The sequence below is a fragment of the Bacillus sp. FJAT-27445 genome, assembly GCF_001510665.1.
In the GTDB taxonomy this organism is placed as follows: Bacteria; Bacillota; Bacilli; order Bacillales; family Cytobacillaceae; genus Bacillus_D.
Genome location: NZ_LMTI01000001.1, coordinates 165,347 through 186,007, shown reverse-complemented (window position 1 = coordinate 186,007; position 20,661 = coordinate 165,347). Strand labels below are relative to the sequence as shown.

Below are 20,661 nucleotides of genomic sequence, written 5' to 3'. Positions count from 1 at the left end.
TTCGCATTCTCCTTCCCGTTACAGCTCTTCGACTATGATGTTGGTGTTTGTATAAACGCATATATCGGCTGCCACTTCAAGCGAGGCTTTCGCGATTTCTTTTGCGGACAGGTGCTCACCGGCAAAATTTTTCAATGATCTACCGGCGGCCAAGGCATAATTGCCTCCAGAACCAATCGCGAGGATTCCGTCATCCGGCTCGATGACTTCACCGGTTCCGCTTACCAACAGGAGATAATCCTCGTTCATAACGATAAGCATTGCTTCAAGCCTTCTTAGTACCTTATCACTTCGCCATTCCTTGGCAAGTTCAACAGCTGCACGCTGCAAATTACCGTTGTATTCTTCGAGCTTCGTTTCAAACAGTTCGAATAGCGTGAAGGCGTCTGCAACTGAGCCCGCAAAACCCGCTATTACCTTACCATTAAATATCTTCCTAACTTTTTTGGCTGTGTGTTTCATCACAACCGCGTTGCCGAATGTCACCTGGCCGTCCCCAGCCATGGCGCAATTCCCTTTATGCCTGATAGCGAAGATGGTTGTCGCATGGAATTGAGACATTTTGTACCCCCTTTGAAAATTGGGCAAAATCGTGCTTTTATGCCCTTGGATGATGGGCCATATATGTTTTCTTCAGCTTTTCATTCGTCACATGGGTATAAATTTGGGTTGAAGACAAAAATGCATGCCCAAGCAATTCCTGGACTGTCCTCATATCAGCACCATTGTTCAGAAGATGGGTGGCAAAGGAATGCCTAAGCTTATGTGGATGGATTTTCCCAGTAAGCGAAGATTTTTCGATCATCCCATTCAGGATCGTCCTTACTCCCCTGGCCGTCAGAGGGCCGCCCCGATGATTCACGAACAGCGCATCCTGGTTTGGCTTGCCTTCGAGCAGCTTTTTCCTGCCATCGCCGATATACAATTTTAAAGCTGCAGCTGCCTTTGAACCGAACGGAACGTATCTTTCCTTGCTCCCCTTTCCCATAACTAGTACCGTGGAAAGGAAAAAATCGATATCCCTTATGGAGATGGTGCAGCATTCACTTACCCGAATGCCGGTTGCATAAAGAAGTTCCAGCAATGCGAGATTTCTTTGGCCAAGCGGAGTATCTGCGCTGCAAGCCTCAAAGAGGATTTCAAGCTCATCCTCATAAAAAAATTCAGGCAGCCTTTTTTCTCTTTTTGGCAAAATCACAAGGGCAAAGGGATTATCCGCTACGATATTTTCCCTCAAAAGAAACTTGTAAAAACTCCGCAGAGTAGAAATTTTCCGCGAAATCGTTTTCCTAGCCTGCTTTTGGCCAAAAAGCCTTGTTAAAAAGAGGCGGGCGTCGTGGTATTGGACGTCTTTAACATCTGTTATCCCCTGTTCAGCCATAACGTCGAAAAATTCACTGATTGCACGATGATAATGTTCAATTGTATATTGTGATGAATTTTTTTCGATTTGTAAATATTCAAGAAATAACTTTAAATAAACGTTCACATTTCCCATATCTTCCACCTCACAAGCCTTTTAAATAGTAACATACAAGAAATCCACTTGCAAGGAACTTTACAAATTTTTCACAAATTTCTGAATTGTTTCAATCGCCCGGTTTGCATGCTGAAGATTGCGTTCCTGCTTCCCCTTAATTCGTTGAGGCAAATCAGGGAAAAGACCAAAATTCGCGTTCATGGGCTGGAAATTCTTTGGGTTGGCATGGGTAATATAATGGGCCATGCTTCCAATTGCCGTTTCAGCTGGAAATTCAACAGGTTCCTGCCCAGATACGAGCCTTGCCGCGTTGATTCCGGCTATAAGGCCGCTTGCCGCCGACTCGACATATCCTTCTACCCCTGTCATTTGCCCTGCAAAGAACAAATCTTTTCGGGACCGGAATTGATAGGTGGAGTCAAGAACCTTGGGTGAATTGATGAACGTGTTCCTGTGCATAACGCCGTATCGGACAATTTCTGCATTTTCCAGGCCTGGAATAAGCTGGATTACTTCTTTTTGCGGACCCCATTTAAGATGTGTCTGAAATCCGACAATATTGAAAAGTGTTCCCGCAGCATCGTCTTGGCGGAGCTGGACAACGGCGAAGGGACGCTTGCCTGTCTTGGGATCCTCAAGGCCGACCGGCTTCATTGGCCCAAACAGCATGGTCTTCTTCCCTCTTGTAGCCATGACTTCAATCGGCATGCATCCTTCAAAAAATACTTCCTTTTCAAATTCCTTTAGAGGAACTGTTTCAGCAGACACGAGCGCTTCATAAAAACGGTCGAATTCTTCCTCGTTCATTGGGCAATTCAGATAGGCTGCTTCCCCTTTGTCATAACGGGACTTCAAGTAAACCTTATCCATATTTATGCTATCTTTCTCGATGATAGGCGCCGCTGCATCATAAAAATAGAGATATTCTTCTCCTGTCAGTTCTTTCAGGCTTGCCGACAGCGCCGGGCTTGTCAGCGGGCCAGTCGCAATAATGGTAATCCCCTCAGGAATTTCATTTACTTCTTCATTTATCACTGTTACATTCTCATGGTTTTTCACAAGATGTGTAACCCTGTCCGCAAATTCATGCCTGTCAACGGCCAATGCGCCCCCAGCAGGCACCGCGCATTGGTCGGCAGAGGAAATAATGACGGAATCGAGCAGCCTCATTTCTTCCTTTAATACTCCGACAGCGTTTGTCAGCGTATTCGCCCTTAGTGAATTACTGCACACAAGCTCCGCGAATTTATCGGTATGGTGGGCTGGAGTCTGCCTGACGGGCCTCATTTCATAGAGGCGCACCTTTACTCCCCTTTGGGCAAGCTGCCAAGCTGCTTCACTGCCGGCAAGGCCAGCCCCCACTACATTTACAGTTTTTTCGTTCATTTTCAAACCTCCAGGATATCAATTATTTCAATATCACTTATTGTTAAAGGATCGGTCTATCCACATTCATCTCCATATTGCGTTTAACAATACGTATAGGCAAGCAAAAAGTTTCAGTAGAACCCAATCTAATGCTGGATATACCTTCTGAGTTCCCGGACCAAATGGAAAGGAGCGGGCATCAGCCCACTCCTAGCCTTGCTGTTCTTCCTTGTAATCGCATTTGGAGCATTGAACCTGAACACCTTTTTTGAGCTTCTTCTCGACCAAGATGTGCTCACATTTTGGGCAATTCCGTGGAAGAGGCTTATCCCAGGAAAGGAAATCACACTCCGGAAAACGGTTACAGCCGTAAAAAATCCGCTTTTTCTTGCTTTTGCGTTCAATGACCTGGCCCTTTTCGCATTTAGGGCAAGTGACGCCGATATCTTTGACAATCGCCTTCGTATTCCGGCAATCGGGAAAGTTGCTGCATGCCATGAACTTACCGAACCTGCCCATCTTAAAGACCATCGGGCTTCCGCAGTTTTCACAATCCTCGCCTGCAGGCTCATCCTTTATTTCAACTTCCTGCATTTCCTTTTCGGCAATTTCAAGCCTTTTCTCAAAGTCCTCGTAAAACTCATTAATTACCTTTACCCAGGCAACCTTGCCATCTTCTACGTCATCAAGGTTTTGTTCCATTTTTGCGGTAAATTCCACGTTAAGGATTTCTGGGAAAAATTCAAAGGTTAGCTCATGGACGATTTCTCCAAGTTCTGTCGGGATGAAACGCTTATTATCCAAGCCGACATAGCCCCTTTTTTGGATTGTATCAAGTGTTGGGGCATAGGTGGAAGGCCTTCCGATCCCCCGTTCCTCCAATGTTTTTACAAGCCTTGCTTCGGTATACCTTGGCGGCGGCTGAGTGAAGTGCTGCTTTGGTTCAATATCTGTTTTCAGCACTTCATCTCCTTCCTTTAAATCTGGAAGCATTCGGTCGGTTTCTTCGACCTGATCATCGGTTCCTTCAACATATAGCTTCATAAATCCAGGAAAGCGGATTTTCGAGCCCGTCGCCCGGAAAGTAACCTTCCCGTTGACAAGGTCAACACTCATTGTATCCATGACCGCCTGCGCCATCTGGCTTGCTAGGAAACGATCCCATATAAGCTTGTACAGCCTTAATTGATCTCTTGAAAGAAACTCCTTGACGGTAGCGGGGTCCCGGAACGCGCTTGTCGGGCGGACTGCTTCGTGGGCATCCTGCGCTTTCGATTGTTTCTTCTCTTTTCCAGCTTCGCCCTTTAAAAATTTGTCGCCAAAAGCAGATGAGATATACTCTTTCGCTTCTGTCTGGGCGACTTCCGAAATCCGGGTGGAATCCGTCCTCATGTAGGTGATAAGGCCGACTGTCCCCTCTTTGCCGAGGTCAATCCCCTCATACAGCTGCTGTGCCAGCATCATTGTCTTCTTGGCTCGGAAATTGAGCTTCCTAGCGGCTTCCTGCTGGAGTGACGATGTTGTAAAAGGAGGCGCTGGATTTCTTCTCCGCTCCTTTTTCGTCACCGAGGCCACAGTAAAACGATCCCCGCTCATTCCCTTCAAAACTTCTTTTACATCCTGTTCGGAATGGAGCTCTCTTTTTACTCCGCCGAATCCGTAGAAGGATGCTTCAAAAGCTTCCCTTCCTTTGGAAAACTTGCCGCCAATCGTCCAGTACTCTTCTGGAACAAATGCCTTTATTTCCTTTTCCCGGTCAATGATCAGCCTGACAGCAACAGATTGTACCCTTCCAGCGGAAAGCCCCTTCTTTACTTTTTTCCAAAGGAGCGGGCTGATATTGTAACCAACAAGCCTGTCAAGAATCCTTCTGGCCTGCTGTGCGTCAACAAGGTCCATATTGATGGGCCTTGGATGCTTAAAAGAATCCTTGATTGCATCCTTTGTAATTTCATTGAACACAACCCGGCAGTCTGAATTTACGTCTACATCAAGGCTATGTGCGAGGTGCCAGGCAATTGCTTCCCCTTCCCTGTCGGGGTCGGCTGCGAGATATACTTTTTTGGCTTTTTTCGCAGCGGCCTTTAATTCTTTCAGGACTGGCCCCTTGCCGCGGATTGTAATATATTTGGGGTCGAATTCATTTTTTGTATCAACGCCCATTTGGCTTTTCGGCAAATCGCGCACATGGCCCATGGACGCTTTTACTTTATATTTTTTTCCAAGATAACGCTCGATGGTTTTCGCCTTTGCCGGCGATTCTACGATGACAAGAAACTCTGCCATTCAATCATCCTCCTTGCGAGGGATTATTCTAATACCTGTTGCAAAATGTATACCAGTTTCCTGATAATTTCAACCTTTTTCGTAACTTTTACGTAAAATCTTCCAATTTAGCTGTTTGAAAGGCGCAAATCGACGGGGTAAAAGGAATGCACGCCCCAGCAAATTACCTTACCTTTCTTATTCATCGATGTCAATACCGGAGTTCCTCCAGGATATCCTCTGTACTCGCAACCAGTTTTGCCCCTTGCTGGATCAATTCATTCGTTCCTGCTGAAAATGGGCTGAATATGTGCCCGGGGAGAGAAAACACATCACGCCCTTCATTGACTGCATAATTGGCTGTGATCAGCGATCCGCTCTTTTGCTTGGCCTCTACAATGAATGTTCCCCTGCATAGCCCACTGATAATCCTGTTTCTCATCGGAAAATGCCAACGGGAGGGTTTGGTCGCTGGCGGATGTTCGGAAATGACCAGCTGGCTTCTCATCATTTCGGCAGCCAGCTTCCTGTTTTCCTCCGGGTATACATGATACAGCCCTCCGGCGATTACGGCAATTGTTTTGCCTCCATTGCGGATGGTGCATTCATGGGCCAGCGTATCAATCCCTTTTGCGAGTCCGCTGACGATGAGAATGTCTTTTTCTATCAAACCAGGAAACAAAAGCCTGATTGCGTTCTTACCATAGTCAGTCGCCTGCCGCGAACCCACCACTGCCAGTTTTAGGAAATGTGTAAGAAGGGTTGTATCCCCGCTGGCAAACAGTGCCCAGGGAGGCTGATAGATTTGTTTTAGCAATTCAGGGTATTCAGGGTCAAGGATTGTAATAATGGAAATTTTGTTGGCTTGATAGTGTTGGAGAAGGTCAGACAGTGTTTCGTCTTCGTAAAGTGGATTTTTCTGATGAGGAATTTCGGAGTTTTTTGCGGGAGGCAATAATTTTATGGCAGGCAGATTGGCAACTGATTCAGGCAGCGTTTCCATTTTCAGCATCCGCCCAACGGAGTTCCATGTCGCATCGGGCTGGTGAAGGAGTCCGATCAGTTTTCTTTTTAGACTTTCCATTGAAAAGACCTCCAGGTTTTTATTTGGTTTTGGAATTTTCAAAGCGATGAGGGAATAAGCCCTCCTTAATTGCGAAGGGCTTTTTTCCCAATAAAATTGTTCGATTAATGTGTCTTACACTTTTCGTAAAGTCCTTTTTCTTTTAAAACTTCAATCAGCGTTTCACCCATTACGGCAGGAGTGTCTGCTACTTTAATTCCGCATTCGTTCATAACTCGGATTTTTTCATCAGCTGTTCCCTTGCCGCCGGAAATGATTGCGCCTGCATGGCCCATTCTCTTTCCAGGAGGTGCGGTACGGCCGCCGATAAAGCCGACGACTGGTTTTGTCATGTTGGCTTTTACCCACTCGGCTGCTTCCTCTTCGGCAGTTCCGCCGATTTCACCAATCATGATGACCGCATAGGTCTCAGGGTCTTCATTGAACGCCTTCAGGCAATCGATGAAGTTTGTGCCGTTGACAGGGTCCCCGCCGATTCCAACAGCTGTTGTCTGTCCAATTCCCGCCTGTGTAAGCTGGTGCACAGCCTCATATGTAAGCGTTCCGGACCGGGAAACCACTCCAACGTGGCCTTTTGTATGGATATAACCAGGCATGATCCCGATTTTACACTCGTCAGCTGTAATGACTCCCGGGCAGTTCGGACCGACCAGACGTGTCTTTTTGCCTTCCATGTAGCGTTTTACTTTAACCATGTCAAGAACAGGAATATGCTCGGTAATGCAGATGGCAAGGTCAAGTTCAGCATCTACCGCCTCAATGATCGCATCAGCCGCGAATGGAGCTGGAACATAGATGACGGAAGCGTTTGCACCTGTTGCTTCGACAGCTTCTCTTACTGTATTGAAAACAGGCACGCCTTCAACTTCCTGGCCGCCCTTGCCCGGAGTTGTTCCGCCGACAATTTTCGTGCCGTATTCAAGCATTTGCTTTGTATGAAAAAGTGCAGTTGATCCAGTGATTCCCTGGACGATGACTTTTGTGTCTTTATTGATAAAAACGCTCACAACAATTACCCCCTTTTATTTCACCAAAGAAACGATTTTCTGGGCACCGTCGGCCATTGATTCTGCCGCAACGATATTCAGCCCGGATTCGTTCAGAATCTGCTTGCCTAGTTCAACGTTTGTTCCTTCAAGGCGGACAACAAGTGGAACTTCAAGCCCTACCTGTTTTGCTGCCTCAACGACACCCGTTGCAATGACATCGCACTTCATGATCCCGCCGAAAATATTGACGAAAATGCCTTTTACTTTCGAATCGGAAAGGATGATTTTGAATGCCTCGGTAACCTTTTCGGCTGTAGCACCGCCCCCAACATCAAGGAAGTTGGCGGGGTCGCCGCCGTAATGCTTGACAATGTCCATTGTCGCCATTGCCAGGCCGGCTCCATTTACCATGCAGCCAATGTTTCCATCAAGGGCAATATAGCTCAGGTCATATTTGGAAGCTTCGATTTCTTTTGGATCCTCTTCTTCAAGATCACGGTATTCCAGGATATCCTTTTGGCGATAAAGGGCATTGGAATCAAAATTCAGCTTGGCATCAAGCGCCATAACTTTTCCGTCACCGGTTACAACTAGAGGGTTGATTTCTGCAATCGAGCAATCTTTTTCAATATAGGCCTGGTAGAGGCTTGTCATGAATTTGACCGCCTGGCCAACCAGTTCCTTCGGGATGTTAATGTTAAAAGCAACACGGCGCGCCTGGAATGGCTGCAGTCCGATTACAGGGTCGATTTCTTCCTTAAAAATCTTTTCAGGCGTTTTTTCGGCAACCTCTTCGATTTCCGTTCCGCCTTCCTCGGAAGCCATCAGGACAACACGGGATGTAGCCCTGTCAAGGACAAGGCCGATGTAATATTCCTTTTTAATATCACAGCCTTCTTCGATTAAAAGGCGCTTGACCTCTTTGCCATCGGGGCCGGTTTGATGGGTGACCAGCGTTTTGCCAAGTATTTCACTAGCATATGTACGCACTTCATCTAAATTTTTGGCAACTTTTACACCGCCGGCTTTCCCCCTGCCGCCAGCATGGATTTGCGCTTTTACGACACAAACCTTCGTTCCAAGTTCACGGGCGGCATCTACGGCTTCTTCTACCGTGAATGCCACTTTTCCATTTGGGACCGCCACTCCATATTTCCTGAGTATTTCTTTCCCCTGATACTCGTGGATATTCATTTCCCATCCTCCTTACAAGCTGTCAAAAATTGCACTGCGCTTTCATTTTATATAAAGCCTCGAAGGTTGTCTACCCTTTAGGCTAAACATTGCCTTTCATCCGAATGTTTGAAATAGTTTCCCACACATCCATCTTTTCTACAGTGAAAAGTTATTTTTCCCCTCTTTTTCAGCTTTCCGCGGCGGCTTTAACCGGTGCGAAGGACTTTCTGTGATGGGGTGTAATCCCGTATTTTTTAATGGCTTCCAGATGTTCTTTTGTGCCATAGCCCATATGTCTATCAAACCCGTAAACAGGGAATTGGCTGGCAATGTTTTTCATGAACCTGTCCCGTTCATTTTTTGCCAATATAGAAGCTGCGGCAATTGAAATGCTTCGTGCATCCCCTTTGATGATTGGCTCGGACGGAAAAGGCATTTCCAGCTTTATTGCATCTACAAGCACATAGTCCGGGAGAGGCGAGAGGGAGGCGGCGGCGTTTTTCATTGCCTTTATTGATGCCTGGTAAATATTCAGCTCATCAATTTCCTCAGGGCCGATAAGGCAGACATTAAATGCGATGGCCTCCCGCTTAATCTTTTGCTCATATTCCTCCCGCCTTTTGGCAGATAGTTTTTTTGAATCATCGAGACCAGGCAGGAAAAAATCCTCAGGCAAAATAACAGCTGCTGCTGCAACTGGACCAGCGAGCGGGCCTCTCCCCGCTTCGTCGATACCAGCAATCAGCTTGAAGCCCTGTGCCCTTGCTTCCCTCTCAAAATAGGTCATTTCGTAAAACCTTTCCCGCAATTTCACTTCTTCGCTGCGGGCCTGGTTCCATTTCCTTATTAATTCCTGTACGCCTTTCCGGCTATCCTTTCCTGCCTCTTGCAGAAAAGGATCTTTGTCATCCATGATGGACGACAGCTTTTGCTCGATTTCCCTTATACTTAAATTCTTCATTCCGCATTTGCCCCTATGTATTATTGATTAAACGAAAGAAGGCCCTCGTTGAGAGAGCCTATTTCGTTTCTTGTTCGCTTGTATCAGTAATGTCTTCCGGCCGCTCAAAGGTCAGCGGACCGAACTTTTCCATCCTGATTTCCCTGACAACGAGTTCGGCAACTTTGTCATAATCGACTGTCCCTCCCGCGCCAAGGGCTCCCCTCAGCTTGCCGATATGTTCAAAAAGCTCGACCGGATCTTCCGGAACTGTTTCCATTTTATATCGTTCCGACAAGCGGCCTGGATAGTTCTTTTCCAAAAACCTCAGTCCGAAAAGCGCCATTTCATGAAGGTTAAGAAGAGTGTCTTTAATGGCGCCGGTAATCGCAAGTTTTTTGCCGACTTCCTGATCCTCAAACTTCGGCCAAAGAATGCCTGGGGTATCGAGGAGTTCAAGCTCCTTGCCCACCTTAATCCATTGCTGCGCCTTTGTCACGCCCGGGGTGTTTCCTGTTTTAGCAATATTCTTTTTGGCGAGCCTGTTGATCAGGGTCGATTTCCCGGCGTTCGGGATTCCGACAATCATAGCCCGGATGGCTCGCGGCTTAACGCCCTTTGCCCTGAGCCGATCAAACTTTTCCTTTAAAATTTCATGGGAAGCGGCGGTTATTTCCTTCATTCCTTCTCCCGCCTGGGCGTTGATTGCAAGCGCCTTAATTCCCTTCTCCGCAAAATGGCGGATCCAGGCCCTTGTCGCATCCTTATCGGCCATATCCGCTTTGTTCAGCAGGACCAGCCTTGGTTTGTGCTGAATGATTTCATCAATCATCGGATTCCTCGAAGAATAGGGGATCCTCGCATCGATAAGTTCAAAAATGATATCGACGAGCTTCAGCTTTTCAGTTACTTCTCTGCGTGCTTTTGCCATGTGGCCCGGAAACCATTGTATGGTCAAAGCGGCCACCTCCTACTGCTTATTGACATCTATTCATCTAATTTTACTATGCGCATATCTTTGACCGGCCAATACACAACGTTTGTTTTTCCAAGCACTTTTTCCATCGGGACCGTCCCGATGTGCCGGCTGTCCTTTGAGTATCTTCGATTGTCGCCCATGACGAACAATTCTCCCTCTGGTACGGTTTTACTGCCAGTCTTTTCTTCAAGTGTGAAGGGATCCGTCAGCGGCCCATCCACAACCATTTTCTTATAGGCATCCAAATAAGGCTCTTCATACGCCTTTCCATTCACATAAAGGGTATCGTCCTTATATTCAACGTGGTCTCCCGGCAGGCCGATTACACGCTTAATATAGTCCTTCTGCTCGGGTGCATGGAAAACGATAATGTCAAACCGTTCCGGCTCCCCAATCCGGTAGCTGAATTTATTCACAATCATCCTGTCTTGGTGCTTCAGGGTTGGCATCATCGACTGTCCGTCAACAACAATCGGTGCAAAAAGGAAATAGCGGATGGCTGCAGCAAGCGCAACAGCGACAAGAAGCGCTTTAGTCCATTCCCATACTTCATTTTTCTTTTTAGTCATAATCTGTTCCCACCCATTTCCTTAAAGTTGATTCCATACTCTATTTTACATAACCCGGCACACTTAAACACAAAAGGAATGCAATTTTCAGGAGCGAAAATGATGATTGTAAAAAAAATGAAACAATTTTGCAGCCGGATAATTATCCCCAATCGGGCAGCAAGGTCCCCACCACAAGAATAAGATATTTCGAAGGATCAACTGCCCGTAAAGGTCCTTTTGGTTCACATAAACATCAGTGGGGATGAACAACCCCTACTGATGGAAGGTTCACTTTATTTTTACAAAAAAAAGGCCTGGTGTGCAAGCCTAGTAAAACAAACAAAGCGCCATCGCGGGCACCGGCCGATAATGGCTGCGGGGACCTGGCGAAGGCGCTTCCTTGTTTCTTGTCCAGCTCGAGCGTCCCTAAAGCGGGCACTGTTGCTTTCCTTATTATCGAATTTCTTTGATACGGGCTTTTTTGCCACGAAGTTTGCGCAGGTAGTAAAGCTTCGCACGGCGGACTTTACCGCGGCGGAGTACTTCCAATTTCGCAATTTTCGGTGTGTGGACAGGGAAAGTACGCTCTACGCCTACTCCATAGGAAATTTTACGAACAGTAAAAGTTTCGCTGATTCCACCACCACGACGCTTGATCACAACACCTTCGAACAACTGGATACGCTCGCGTGTGCCCTCGACAACCTTAACGTGGATACGTACAGTGTCACCAGGACGGAACGAAGGAAGATCCGTGCGAAGCTGTGCTTTTGTGATTTCATTGATTAATTGTTGCATCGTTTTCAACTCCTCCCACAGATGCTCTTGCAAACCACTTGCCTGTGCAGCGGAACATCGTTTTAAAGAACCTGTCCGGATATCCGGCTCAAGTCACAAGATGTATCTTACCATAAACAGGTGCGGAGCGCAATAACTACCGACCTTCTTTTTTAATCTCTTCAAGCCATTTTTGCTGGATGGGGTCAAGCTCGATTTCATTGAAAAGGTCAGGCCGCCGATTCCAAGTCCGCCTTAGCGATTCCTTAGTCCTCCACTCATCCACAAGCTTATGGTTACCAGATATGAGCACATCGGGAACCTTCATGCCGCGGAAATCCGCCGGCCTCGTGTAGTGAGGATGCTCAAGCAGGCCTGTGCTGAAGGAATCTTTCCTGTGCGACTCCTCATTCCCAAGCACCTCCGGAAGAAGCCTGACGACGCTGTCTATCACGACCATCGCCCCAAGCTCACCGCCAGTTAATATAAAGTCGCCGATTGAAATCTCTTCCGTCACGATGTGTTCCCTAATTCTCTCATCATAGCCTTCATAATGGCCGCAAATGAAAATCAAGTGTTCTTCGCTTGCTAGTTCCTCCGCTTTCTGCTGGGTATGACTCTTTCCCTGTGGGCAGAGAAGGATTACCTTCGGCCTAGTTGAGCCATTTTCCGAGAGGGCTGTGACAGCGTCAAAAATCGGCTGCGGCTTCAGTACCATCCCGGCCCCGCCGCCATACGGGTAATCGTCGACGGTTTTATGTTTATTATCGGAGTACTCGCGGAAGTTTACAACATTATAGCTGACTGCCCCTTTTTCCTCCGCCTTTTTTAAGATCGAACTTCCGAATACCCCCTCGAACATTTCGGGGAATAAAGTCAATACATCGATCTTCATCATGACAGGAGGCCTTCCATTGGGTCGATGACAACCGTCTTTTCTTTAATGTCCACCTTCAGGACGACCTGGGCAATATAAGGAATAAGCTGTTCCTTGCCGCCCTTCCCTTTTACTACCCATACGTCATTAGCGCCAGGGGTAAGGATTTCGGTTATCATTCCGATTTCTTCCCCTTCAGTTGTTACAACCGTGCAGCCAATAATTTCATGGAAATAGTATTCATCATCTTCAAGTTCCCCAAGCTGTGATTCGTGGACCTTAAGGATACCATCCCTCAATTTTTCGACTTCATTGATATTCTCGTAGCCTTCAAACTGCAGCAAGTCAAAGTTCTTATGCTGTCGATGGGCCGATACAACCAATTCAATCGGCTCTTTTTCTTTTGGCAAAAATAAGTGGAGCCTGCTTCCCGGCTTGTACCTTTCATCTGCGAAATCGGTCCTCGAAATTACCCTGACCTCGCCCCTAATTCCGTGGGTATTGACGATTTTTCCTACATTGAACCATTTATCCATTTTTTTCACCTCTTGCGTATCTCTTCAATTATCCCATCGCGAATGATAATCTCCTGGAAAAGGCCGCCATCCCAGGAGTCGCCTGGTTTTATATCAATAACTGCCTGAACTTCTGTTTCCTTCAGCTCACTCCCTAATGGTAGCATATGCAACTGCCTAATTTGAAACTCAAGCTGTGCAATCCTTTCCTTTCGTGAGCGAAGTTCGTTTTCAAATTGCTTTTTTATGTCAGCCACGGGAAGCCTGCCAGCCTTTTCAAGCTTTTTTCGCTCAAACTTAAGCTGTCCGCACTCTTTTTCAAGCTGAAGCTTCCTTTTGCCATATCCGTCAAGCAATTTCTGGCGGCTGCTTTCCGTCAGGATTTGCTTGACAGCAACATTTCGGAGAATTTTCATGAAAAAACCTCCCGTATGTAAAAATACCAAAAAAGGAGGGATTTCTCCCTCCTTTTAGTTTCGAAAAAATAACACTGATTGTCCAGCTGCAGCGGCTAGAGCCTAGTGGACTTCGGTCCACTCACTACGATAAGTCAACATCGAATCGCTTAAGGCTCTTCGTGTTTCCTTTATCTCATGTCGCGGCCCTCCAGCCCATACGGCTCTGAACAGCCGCTTTCGCTTTTCTTATTCGCTTATTTCTAAAAACAGTTTCTTCTGTTCCGATGCACCTGCCGCATAAACGACGGTACGTATTGCTTTCGCAACGCGCCCCTGCTTTCCGATTACTTTTCCCATGTCGGTCTTGTTGACAGAAAGGTGATAGGTTACGCGTTGATCTTCTTCCACAACGTTCACATGAACATCCTCAGGAAAATCAACAAGGGGCTTAACAATCGTTTCGATTAACTGTTTCATGGCTATCTCGCGCTTTATTTGCCAAGCTTGGCATTATGGTATTTCTCCATGATGCCGGCTTGAGAGAATAGGTTGCGGACAGTGTCGGATGGCTTTGCGCCATTTTGAAGCCACTTTAGAACCAATTCTTCGTTGATGTCGACAACTGCAGGCGCTGTAACTGGATTGTAAGTGCCTACTGACTCAATGAAGCGTCCATCACGTGGTGAACGGGAATCTGCTACAACAATACGATAGAAGGGAGATCTTTTTGCTCCCATGCGTTTTAAACGAATTTTTACTGCCATTTTAACTTGCACCTCCGAATAGTTTCACACAAGATAGTATAATACCAATTGTTAAATCGTTTGTAAAGTCTTTTTTCTTAACACCTAAAAACAGGTAATTTTTTGCTTAGAAAGGATTGAACGGAAGCTTGAATCCGCCTTTCTTTTTCCCTTTTTGCTGCATGCCTGCCATTTGCTTCATCATCTTTTTCATGTCCTCGAACTGCTTTAGCAGCCTGTTCACCTCTGGAACGGTCCTGCCGCTTCCTTTGGCAATTCTTTGCTTGCGCTTCGAGTTGATGATTTCCGGATTTTGCTTTTCCTTGATTGTCATCGAACGGATGATTGCCTCGACATGGCCAATTTGCTTTTCATCAATTGAAACGCTGTCCAGGCCTTTGATTTTATTGGCGCCAGGAAGCATTTTCAAAATATCCTCAAGAGGCCCCATCTTTCTCACCTGGCCAAGCTGGTCCAGAAAATCATCAAGGGTGAAAGTAGCTGTCCGCATTTTCTTCTCAAGCTCTTTTGCCTTATCTTCGTCCACGTTGGCCTGGGCTTTCTCAATTAGGGTCATCACATCACCCATGCCGAGAATCCTTGACGCCATCCGTTCCGGGTGGAAGGCCTCAAGCGCATCCATCTTTTCTCCAAGGCCGACAAACTTGATTGGGGTATTCGTGACAGACCTAATAGAAAGCGCCGCGCCGCCCCTTGTATCGCCGTCCAGCTTTGTCAATACAACTCCCGTAAGGCCAAGCTGTTCATTGAAGCTTTGGGCCACATTTACAGCATCCTGCCCCGTCATAGCATCGACAACGAGGAAAATTTCATTTGGCTTGGCTAATTCCTTAATGTCCTTTAATTCATCCATAAGCGTTTCATCGACATGAAGGCGGCCCGCGGTATCGATCAGAACATAGTCATTATGGTCTTCCCGCGCTTTTGCAATTGCCTGCTTCGCGATTTCAACGGGGCTGACTTGGTCGCCAAGCGAAAAAACAGGCATATCCAACTGCTTCCCAAGCGTTTCAAGCTGCTTGATGGCGGCTGGCCTGTAAATATCCGCAGCAACGAGGAGCGGTTTGCGATTGTACTTCTTCCTTAAAAGATTGGCCAGTTTCCCGGTTGTGGTCGTTTTACCGGCCCCTTGCAAACCAACCATCATAATGACGGTCGGCGGACGGTTCGAGACTGCAATCTTGCTTTGTTCGCCGCCCATCAGATCGGTCAGTTCCTCTTTGACAACCTTGATAACTTGTTGCCCAGGCGTCAGGCTTTTCAGCACTTCCTGCCCAACAGCCCGTTCGCTGACTTTTTTGACGAACTCTTTGACTACTTTAAAGTTTACGTCTGCCTCAAGCAGCGCAAGCCGGACTTCCCTCATCATTTCCTTGACATCCGCTTCATTCACTTTTCCTTTGCCGCGGATTCTCTGTAGTGTACTCTGCAGTCGGTCGGCTAAACCTTCAAATGCCATTGTGCCGCCTCCTAATCTAGTTTCTCAAGCTCGGCCACCGCGTCTAGCATGACCTGCTTCGGGAGTGGATCGGAATTGATCAATTCTCTCATTTTCCCAAAAATTACGCTGCGCTCCTGGAACTTCTGCAGCAGAAGCAGTTTCCCTTCATATTCCTCAAGCATTGCCTCGGTCCGTTTAATATTATCATAAACCGCCTGGCGGCTCACATCATACTCTTCGGCAATCTCCCCGAGCGAATAGTCATCCAGGTAATAGAGAGACATATAGCTTTGCTGTTTTTCCGTTAACAACGACTGGTAGAAATCATAAAGATAATTCATTCGCGTTGTTTTCTCAAGCATGCTATCCCTCCTTGTTAAGTGAAAAACCTTTACATCGTTAGTTTACAGCCCGAACGCGACTGTGTCAAGGTCCTGGGCAGAGGCGCGAATAAACAAAAACACCGCGAGTTGCGGCGGTGTTTTTCCACCTATCCACGCCTTTTTTTTGCATCAAGGAGGCGTTTCATCCTATCCTCGTTCCCCATCTGAGCGGGTTCTTTGGAGGCAGGCTTTTTCCCGGCGGCATCCACTGATTCAGGTGGCTGGATATCCGGCTCCTCCTTTTTATAAAAAATCGGATCATGCCCTTTCTGAGCAGAAGTCACTGGCTTTTTCGGACCTGTTTTATTCCCGGCAAGCCCCTTTGCTTTCGCAAGTCTCCCTAAAACAGCATTTTCGGTATTTATTCCTGTTTCCTTGGGAGGTTTGCGTTTCGAGCTTATCCTGCCGAGCACACCGATTCCAAATCTGCGAAGAAAGATTTCCGCAACAAGCAGCAAAAAAGCGGCTAGGAGAAGATACTCGCTGATAGGCTGTTTCCTGAGCGGCTTTGATGCCAAAGGCCTGAATGCATCCTTTGGAGAGGAAAGCTCCCTTCCTCCGCTTATGGAAACAAGTTCATTCAGAAGCGCTTTATTCGTCCCCGTCAGCAAAAATTCTTCTGAATAGGGAACGGAGAAGCCGGTACGGTACACATCGATGGTTCCATCTTTTTTCTTTTTCTTGATAGAAAGATAATACATTCCAGGCCGGCCCGGGATAACAAGCTCATACTTCCCGGGCGAAACAAGTTTCGTATTCGCATCAACTGCTTCTCCATCCTGTGTCAAAACGGTCGCTTCAACAGGTATTGGTTCGGGGTTCTCGCTGCTCAACGAAATAACCGCATTCCCTTTATCACTATCCACCGAAACCGAAAACGGTTCACTTTCATATTTTGGAAGGGATTCAGTGACCATCTGGTTAAGGAAACCCGGCCAACCAGGCCACCTTGCCCAATCTCCGGACCATTTTCCTGAAAGGCCCGACGTGAACGCAAGGGTTGAACCCAACCCATATTGCCACTGGGAAAGGACAGGGTCATCTTTTTCGCTTAATACGGGAACTCGCGCCCGCGGCTTCGGGGTGACAGCGATATAGGCATTCATTTGCGGAACCCCATTTTCAAACATCGCGGTCCACTCCGGGTATGACTCTATTACCGGGTAAAACGGTTCGTCTTCGATATATGTCCTCGTTGTCATAACAGTTTCCCGTGATAACACGCTGGGAATGACCGAAGCATCCGATACATCATAGAACCGTCCGTTCCCCATCTTCGCAAGTTCCTCCAGGAGCAGCCTATCCGCGTCGCTGCCAAGGGCAAGCGTTGAAAGGGTAATGTTCCGCTTTTTCCCTTCCGCAATCAATGCGGCGTAATCTCCGTCCGCCGCGGATTGCCCATCCGTCAGCAAAATAATATGCTTGCGCTGAAGTTTTAAATCACGAAGTTCGCCATATGCTTTTGCCAGGGCAGGATAGATGTTCGTTCCGCCGCCTATGGCAACGGAACGGATTTTATCAATTGCTTCTTGTTTATTTTTTAAGGGGGCCGTTTCGACGACCACCCAAGGGCTATCATCGAACGCGATGAAACCAAGGGTATCATCCTCCCGAAGCAATTCGGCCGACCTTGCCGCCGCTTCTTTCGCAAGGGCAAACTTTGTGCCATCCATGCTACCCGATCGGTCAATCACAATGACAAGCCCGAGTGACGGCATTTCCTTCTTTCCTTTAATATCCATGTCGACGGGAAGCAGCTTTTCAATCGGTGTTTTAAAATATCCTCCCAGCCCAAAGCTGTCCTCGCCGCCTGTCATGACGAATCCGGACCCAAATTCCCGGACTGCTTTCTCAATCAGGTTCATTTGGCCCTGGGACACCCTGTGGCCGGGGACATTTTCGAAAACAATGGTTTGGTATTGGAGATACCCGCCAAGCGCCGTTGGGAGCCTTTCCGGCATGATGGCGTCTACATCCAGGCCGGAGCCTCTCAAAATCGCGGGCAGATTACCGCCGGGTGTTCCTTCAACAACAAGTACTTTTGGCACACCTTTCACATCCGCGACTGCAAAAAGGGAATTATTTTCTATATGCGCATCCCCGACATTGATCAATTCAGCCTTGTAAACGGCAAGGCCAGTACCTGAGGAGCGGTGAGTGAATGTAAAGGCATTGTTCCCTTCCTTCAACCCCACTCCCTTTTTTAAAATCTCCCTGTTATTAACAGTCAGCCTTAAGGTAGCAGCCATTTCCGCATTACTTGAAACGTTAATCGAGATCGATGTATTTTCACCTTCATAAAGTGTTGGCGGTACTGTAAATGAAGTAACAGCGGCATCACTTCTCTCGGCCTGCCTAAATGCAACATAATCGAGTTCAATCTTCCTATCCTTTAGCATGCCTGCGGCAGAGGCAGCCTCGCCGGCAGTATTGTTTCCATCTGTAAGAAGGACAATCCTCCCTGCCTGTGCCCCGGGAATGAGCGATGAAGCAAATCGGATGCCAGAGCCGATGTCTGTTTCGGTTTTATCAGGATCCCCGCTAAATTGGGAAGGAATGTCCGAGCCGAATGCCATGGATGATTCGGATTGCGGATTTTTTGCAAAAGAAGCAATCGCAAACTGCTTCCCTGGCCCTTTTTTGGAAACGGCTTCATGAATCCAGTCGAGTGCTTCATCACCAAGGGATTCAACACTTTTCGACCGGTCCACTAGGAAGATAACGGTTTCTGTTTTGGCCGGAAAAACAATCTGGGGAACAGCCAATGCGAGTATAATCGTGAAAAAAACAACAGCCCGGATCGAGCCGATGATTTTTTGCTCCAACGTACCTGTCCGCCTGAAAAACCTGTACAGAAGAAAAGCGGCCGGGAGTGCGAGGGCAAACATGAGGGGATATTTAACGTCCAAGCCCACGCCTGTACACCTCCCATTCAATCAATAAGGCAAATAAGGCAAGTACGCCAAGCACAAGCCAGGCTGTTTCGTTTTCGCGGTTGTCCTTTTTGCGTGGTTCAACCGCCTTTTTATTCAGGATAAAAGAATCTGAAATAGCTGCTTTCTTTTCCCTGTCGTCAAGAAGCACAGAAAAATAGTGAATTTGGCTCCCGGAAGATGCCTGGTATACGCCCGGTTTAAAAGGCGCCTTGAAATTTTCTGTTGATAAGTCATACTCTGCCAGGTTTTTTCCATTCCGGTCAAATACGGCAAGCTGCCGGTCCGGGGTATCCAAAGCAAGCCATTTTTCTTCTCCAGGCTGGAAATACCCAAGAAATTTGGATTGGTGCGACAGCCATTGGTAGCTGTTGTACAGGAAGATCGGAAAGCCGGGGTGAAGCGGCCAATCAGAATCTTCAATCGCAAAATTTACCGCTATCGCCGGCTGCCCTTTTCGGTATCCTGTTTGAATCAAGGGGCGGCCGCCCGATTCCGCGATTGTTTTGAATGAGCCGCTATAAGGCTGTGACACATATTTTACATAGGTTTTACCGAATTCAGTGAATTGGAGTACAGGAGAATCGGCGGTTTTTATTTTTTCTTTCAATTCCAACCTTTGCCCCTTCTCCTTATTAATCAGCAACACTGGTAGATCAGGCAAATTATCCGGCTCCTCCCCCTCAACAAGCAGGATTCCTTCTTTGATTGATGCTAAAGCTCCTTTATCCGGCTGGATGCTGTCGATCCCAAGCGACTTTAACCCTTTTAGCAAAAAGGGATTTACATCCCCGATAGCATAAATTGGCGGATTGGCAGGAGATAGAACTGCCGCGGATTGATTGTCTGCCTGATAGCCATCCTTTGCCACAATTTCCGCAAGATAATAAGGATGCTCTGGCAAATCAGGGATATCAACAATTTCCTGGCTTTCAGAGCTGATTTTCAAGTTCTTTTCAAACAGAATCTCTTTTTCCCCCTTCACCCTAAAGAGGACATCCCGATCCTCGCCTCCCTGGTTTTCAATAACGGCAGCGGCGACAATTGCACTCCCCGCCCTCGCAGCGCCAAAGGATAGCAGCGACAGATTCTGAATCCTGCCTCCAATGTTATGAACCTGGACAAATTGGTTTCGCGCAATTGGTTCTATCTCGTCTTTATGGACGGAATCGGAAAAAATATGTATCTCGTTACCTTCATTCAAAGACATCGATACAGCAAGATTTGTTGCTTCTTCAATATTCTCATGTTCGTATGTCAAGGAAATAGACTGAATCGCATCAATAGCGGCCTTTTTTCCCGCTTCCCTGTTCAGGATCACTTCGGGCCTTTGCCCCGCAGTGATGATTGTGACTTCCTCATTCCCGAGTTTTTCCGCAAGCTCAAGCATTTTCTTTTTCGCAACGTCCATCCTTGTTTCATCTCCAGCCCCCGCGGACATGGACGAGGAAGGGTCGAAAATTACAATCAGATGGTTACCTGATACGCCTCCGCTTTGCCAGGCTGGTTTTGCAAGCGCGATCATCAACAGGGCCAGCGCGAAAACCTGAAGCCACAAAAGCAGGCTGTTCTGCAGTTTTTTCAGCCAGGGGGATGCCTGCCATTCATTCATTGCCTGTGCCCAGAGCAGGTTGGAAGGATTGATGACAGATTTATATTGCTTTCGGAAAAAATAGAGGAGGATGACAAATCCGATCAAGCCAGCCAGCAAGAAATAGGAAGGGTTGGCAAAGTGCATTCA

Annotated in this window: 20 protein-coding genes; all 20 read right to left on the bottom strand. The window is 47.1% G+C overall.

Annotated elements, in window-relative coordinates; translation table 11 throughout:
• Nucleotides 1-18: 18 nt before the first annotated feature.
• On the bottom strand, nt 19-561 hold the full coding sequence (gene hslV, locus AR337_RS00930) for an ATP-dependent protease subunit HslV (protein ID WP_059170133.1): 543 nt from the start codon (nt 559-561) through the stop codon (nt 19-21).
• Nucleotides 562-598: 37 nt separating this feature from the next.
• Nucleotides 599-1,498, bottom strand: a complete 900-nt coding sequence (gene xerC / locus AR337_RS00925) for a tyrosine recombinase XerC (RefSeq protein WP_059170132.1) — start codon at nt 1,496-1,498, stop codon at nt 599-601.
• Nucleotides 1,499-1,558: 60 nt separating this feature from the next.
• The gene (gene trmFO, locus AR337_RS00920) at nt 1,559-2,866 is read right to left on the bottom strand and encodes an FADH(2)-oxidizing methylenetetrahydrofolate--tRNA-(uracil(54)-C(5))-methyltransferase TrmFO (RefSeq protein WP_059170131.1); all 1,308 of its coding nucleotides are present in this window, start codon (nt 2,864-2,866) and stop codon (nt 1,559-1,561) included.
• 192 nt (nt 2,867-3,058) lie between these two features.
• Nucleotides 3,059-5,134: a type I DNA topoisomerase gene (gene topA, locus AR337_RS00915; RefSeq protein WP_059170130.1), complete on the bottom strand. Its 2,076-nt coding sequence runs from the start codon at nt 5,132-5,134 to the stop codon at nt 3,059-3,061.
• Between the two features lie 190 nt (nt 5,135-5,324).
• Nucleotides 5,325-6,197: a DNA-processing protein DprA gene (gene dprA, locus AR337_RS00910; protein ID WP_059170810.1), complete on the bottom strand. Its 873-nt coding sequence runs from the start codon at nt 6,195-6,197 to the stop codon at nt 5,325-5,327.
• A 104-nt stretch (nt 6,198-6,301) separates the two neighbouring features.
• Nucleotides 6,302-7,204 (bottom strand): succinate--CoA ligase subunit alpha, encoded by a 903-nt coding sequence (sucD, locus tag AR337_RS00905; protein ID WP_059170129.1) that lies wholly within the window; start codon nt 7,202-7,204, stop codon nt 6,302-6,304.
• A 15-nt stretch (nt 7,205-7,219) separates the two neighbouring features.
• Nucleotides 7,220-8,380 (bottom strand): ADP-forming succinate--CoA ligase subunit beta, encoded by a 1,161-nt coding sequence (gene sucC, locus AR337_RS00900; RefSeq protein ID WP_059170128.1) that lies wholly within the window; start codon nt 8,378-8,380, stop codon nt 7,220-7,222.
• Between the two features lie 169 nt (nt 8,381-8,549).
• Nucleotides 8,550-9,323, bottom strand: a complete 774-nt coding sequence (locus AR337_RS00895; protein WP_059170127.1) for a ribonuclease HII — start codon at nt 9,321-9,323, stop codon at nt 8,550-8,552.
• Between the two features lie 58 nt (nt 9,324-9,381).
• Nucleotides 9,382-10,260: a ribosome biogenesis GTPase YlqF gene (gene ylqF / locus AR337_RS00890; RefSeq protein ID WP_059170126.1), complete on the bottom strand. Its 879-nt coding sequence runs from the start codon at nt 10,258-10,260 to the stop codon at nt 9,382-9,384.
• A 29-nt stretch (nt 10,261-10,289) separates the two neighbouring features.
• A complete protein-coding gene (gene lepB / locus AR337_RS00885; protein ID WP_059170125.1) occupies nt 10,290-10,850 on the bottom strand; it encodes a signal peptidase I in 561 nt (186 codons plus the stop codon).
• A gap of 435 nt (nt 10,851-11,285) precedes the next feature.
• Nucleotides 11,286-11,630: a 50S ribosomal protein L19 gene (rplS, locus tag AR337_RS00880; RefSeq protein WP_059170124.1), complete on the bottom strand. Its 345-nt coding sequence runs from the start codon at nt 11,628-11,630 to the stop codon at nt 11,286-11,288.
• 136 nt (nt 11,631-11,766) lie between these two features.
• A complete protein-coding gene (gene trmD / locus AR337_RS00875) occupies nt 11,767-12,504 on the bottom strand; it encodes a tRNA (guanosine(37)-N1)-methyltransferase TrmD (protein WP_156424305.1) in 738 nt (245 codons plus the stop codon).
• On the bottom strand, nt 12,504-13,022 hold the full coding sequence (rimM, locus tag AR337_RS00870) for a ribosome maturation factor RimM (protein ID WP_059170122.1): 519 nt from the start codon (nt 13,020-13,022) through the stop codon (nt 12,504-12,506). The genes trmD and rimM overlap by 1 nt, the downstream gene beginning before the upstream one ends.
• 5 nt (nt 13,023-13,027) lie before the next feature.
• The gene (locus AR337_RS00865) at nt 13,028-13,417 is read right to left on the bottom strand and encodes a YlqD family protein (protein ID WP_059170121.1); all 390 of its coding nucleotides are present in this window, start codon (nt 13,415-13,417) and stop codon (nt 13,028-13,030) included.
• 228 nt (nt 13,418-13,645) lie between these two features.
• The gene (locus tag AR337_RS00860; RefSeq protein ID WP_059170120.1) at nt 13,646-13,876 is read right to left on the bottom strand and encodes a KH domain-containing protein; all 231 of its coding nucleotides are present in this window, start codon (nt 13,874-13,876) and stop codon (nt 13,646-13,648) included.
• A 14-nt stretch (nt 13,877-13,890) separates the two neighbouring features.
• Nucleotides 13,891-14,163 (bottom strand): 30S ribosomal protein S16, encoded by a 273-nt coding sequence (gene rpsP / locus AR337_RS00855; protein ID WP_059170119.1) that lies wholly within the window; start codon nt 14,161-14,163, stop codon nt 13,891-13,893.
• A gap of 106 nt (nt 14,164-14,269) precedes the next feature.
• Entirely contained in the window at nt 14,270-15,622 is a 1,353-nt protein-coding gene (ffh, locus tag AR337_RS00850; RefSeq protein ID WP_059170118.1) for a signal recognition particle protein, read from the bottom strand.
• A gap of 11 nt (nt 15,623-15,633) precedes the next feature.
• A complete protein-coding gene (locus AR337_RS00845; RefSeq protein ID WP_059170117.1) occupies nt 15,634-15,966 on the bottom strand; it encodes a putative DNA-binding protein in 333 nt (110 codons plus the stop codon).
• Nucleotides 15,967-16,094: 128 nt separating this feature from the next.
• Complete coding sequence (locus AR337_RS00840; protein ID WP_059170116.1) at nt 16,095-18,902, bottom strand: VWA domain-containing protein; 2,808 nt, start codon at nt 18,900-18,902, stop codon at nt 16,095-16,097.
• Nucleotides 18,886-20,658 carry a BatA and WFA domain-containing protein gene (locus tag AR337_RS00835; RefSeq protein WP_059170115.1) on the bottom strand — a complete coding sequence of 591 codons (1,773 nt, stop codon included), beginning with the start codon at nt 20,656-20,658 and terminating at the stop codon, nt 18,886-18,888. The genes AR337_RS00840 and AR337_RS00835 overlap by 17 nt, the downstream gene beginning before the upstream one ends.
• Between the last annotated feature and the right edge of the window lie 3 nt (nt 20,659-20,661).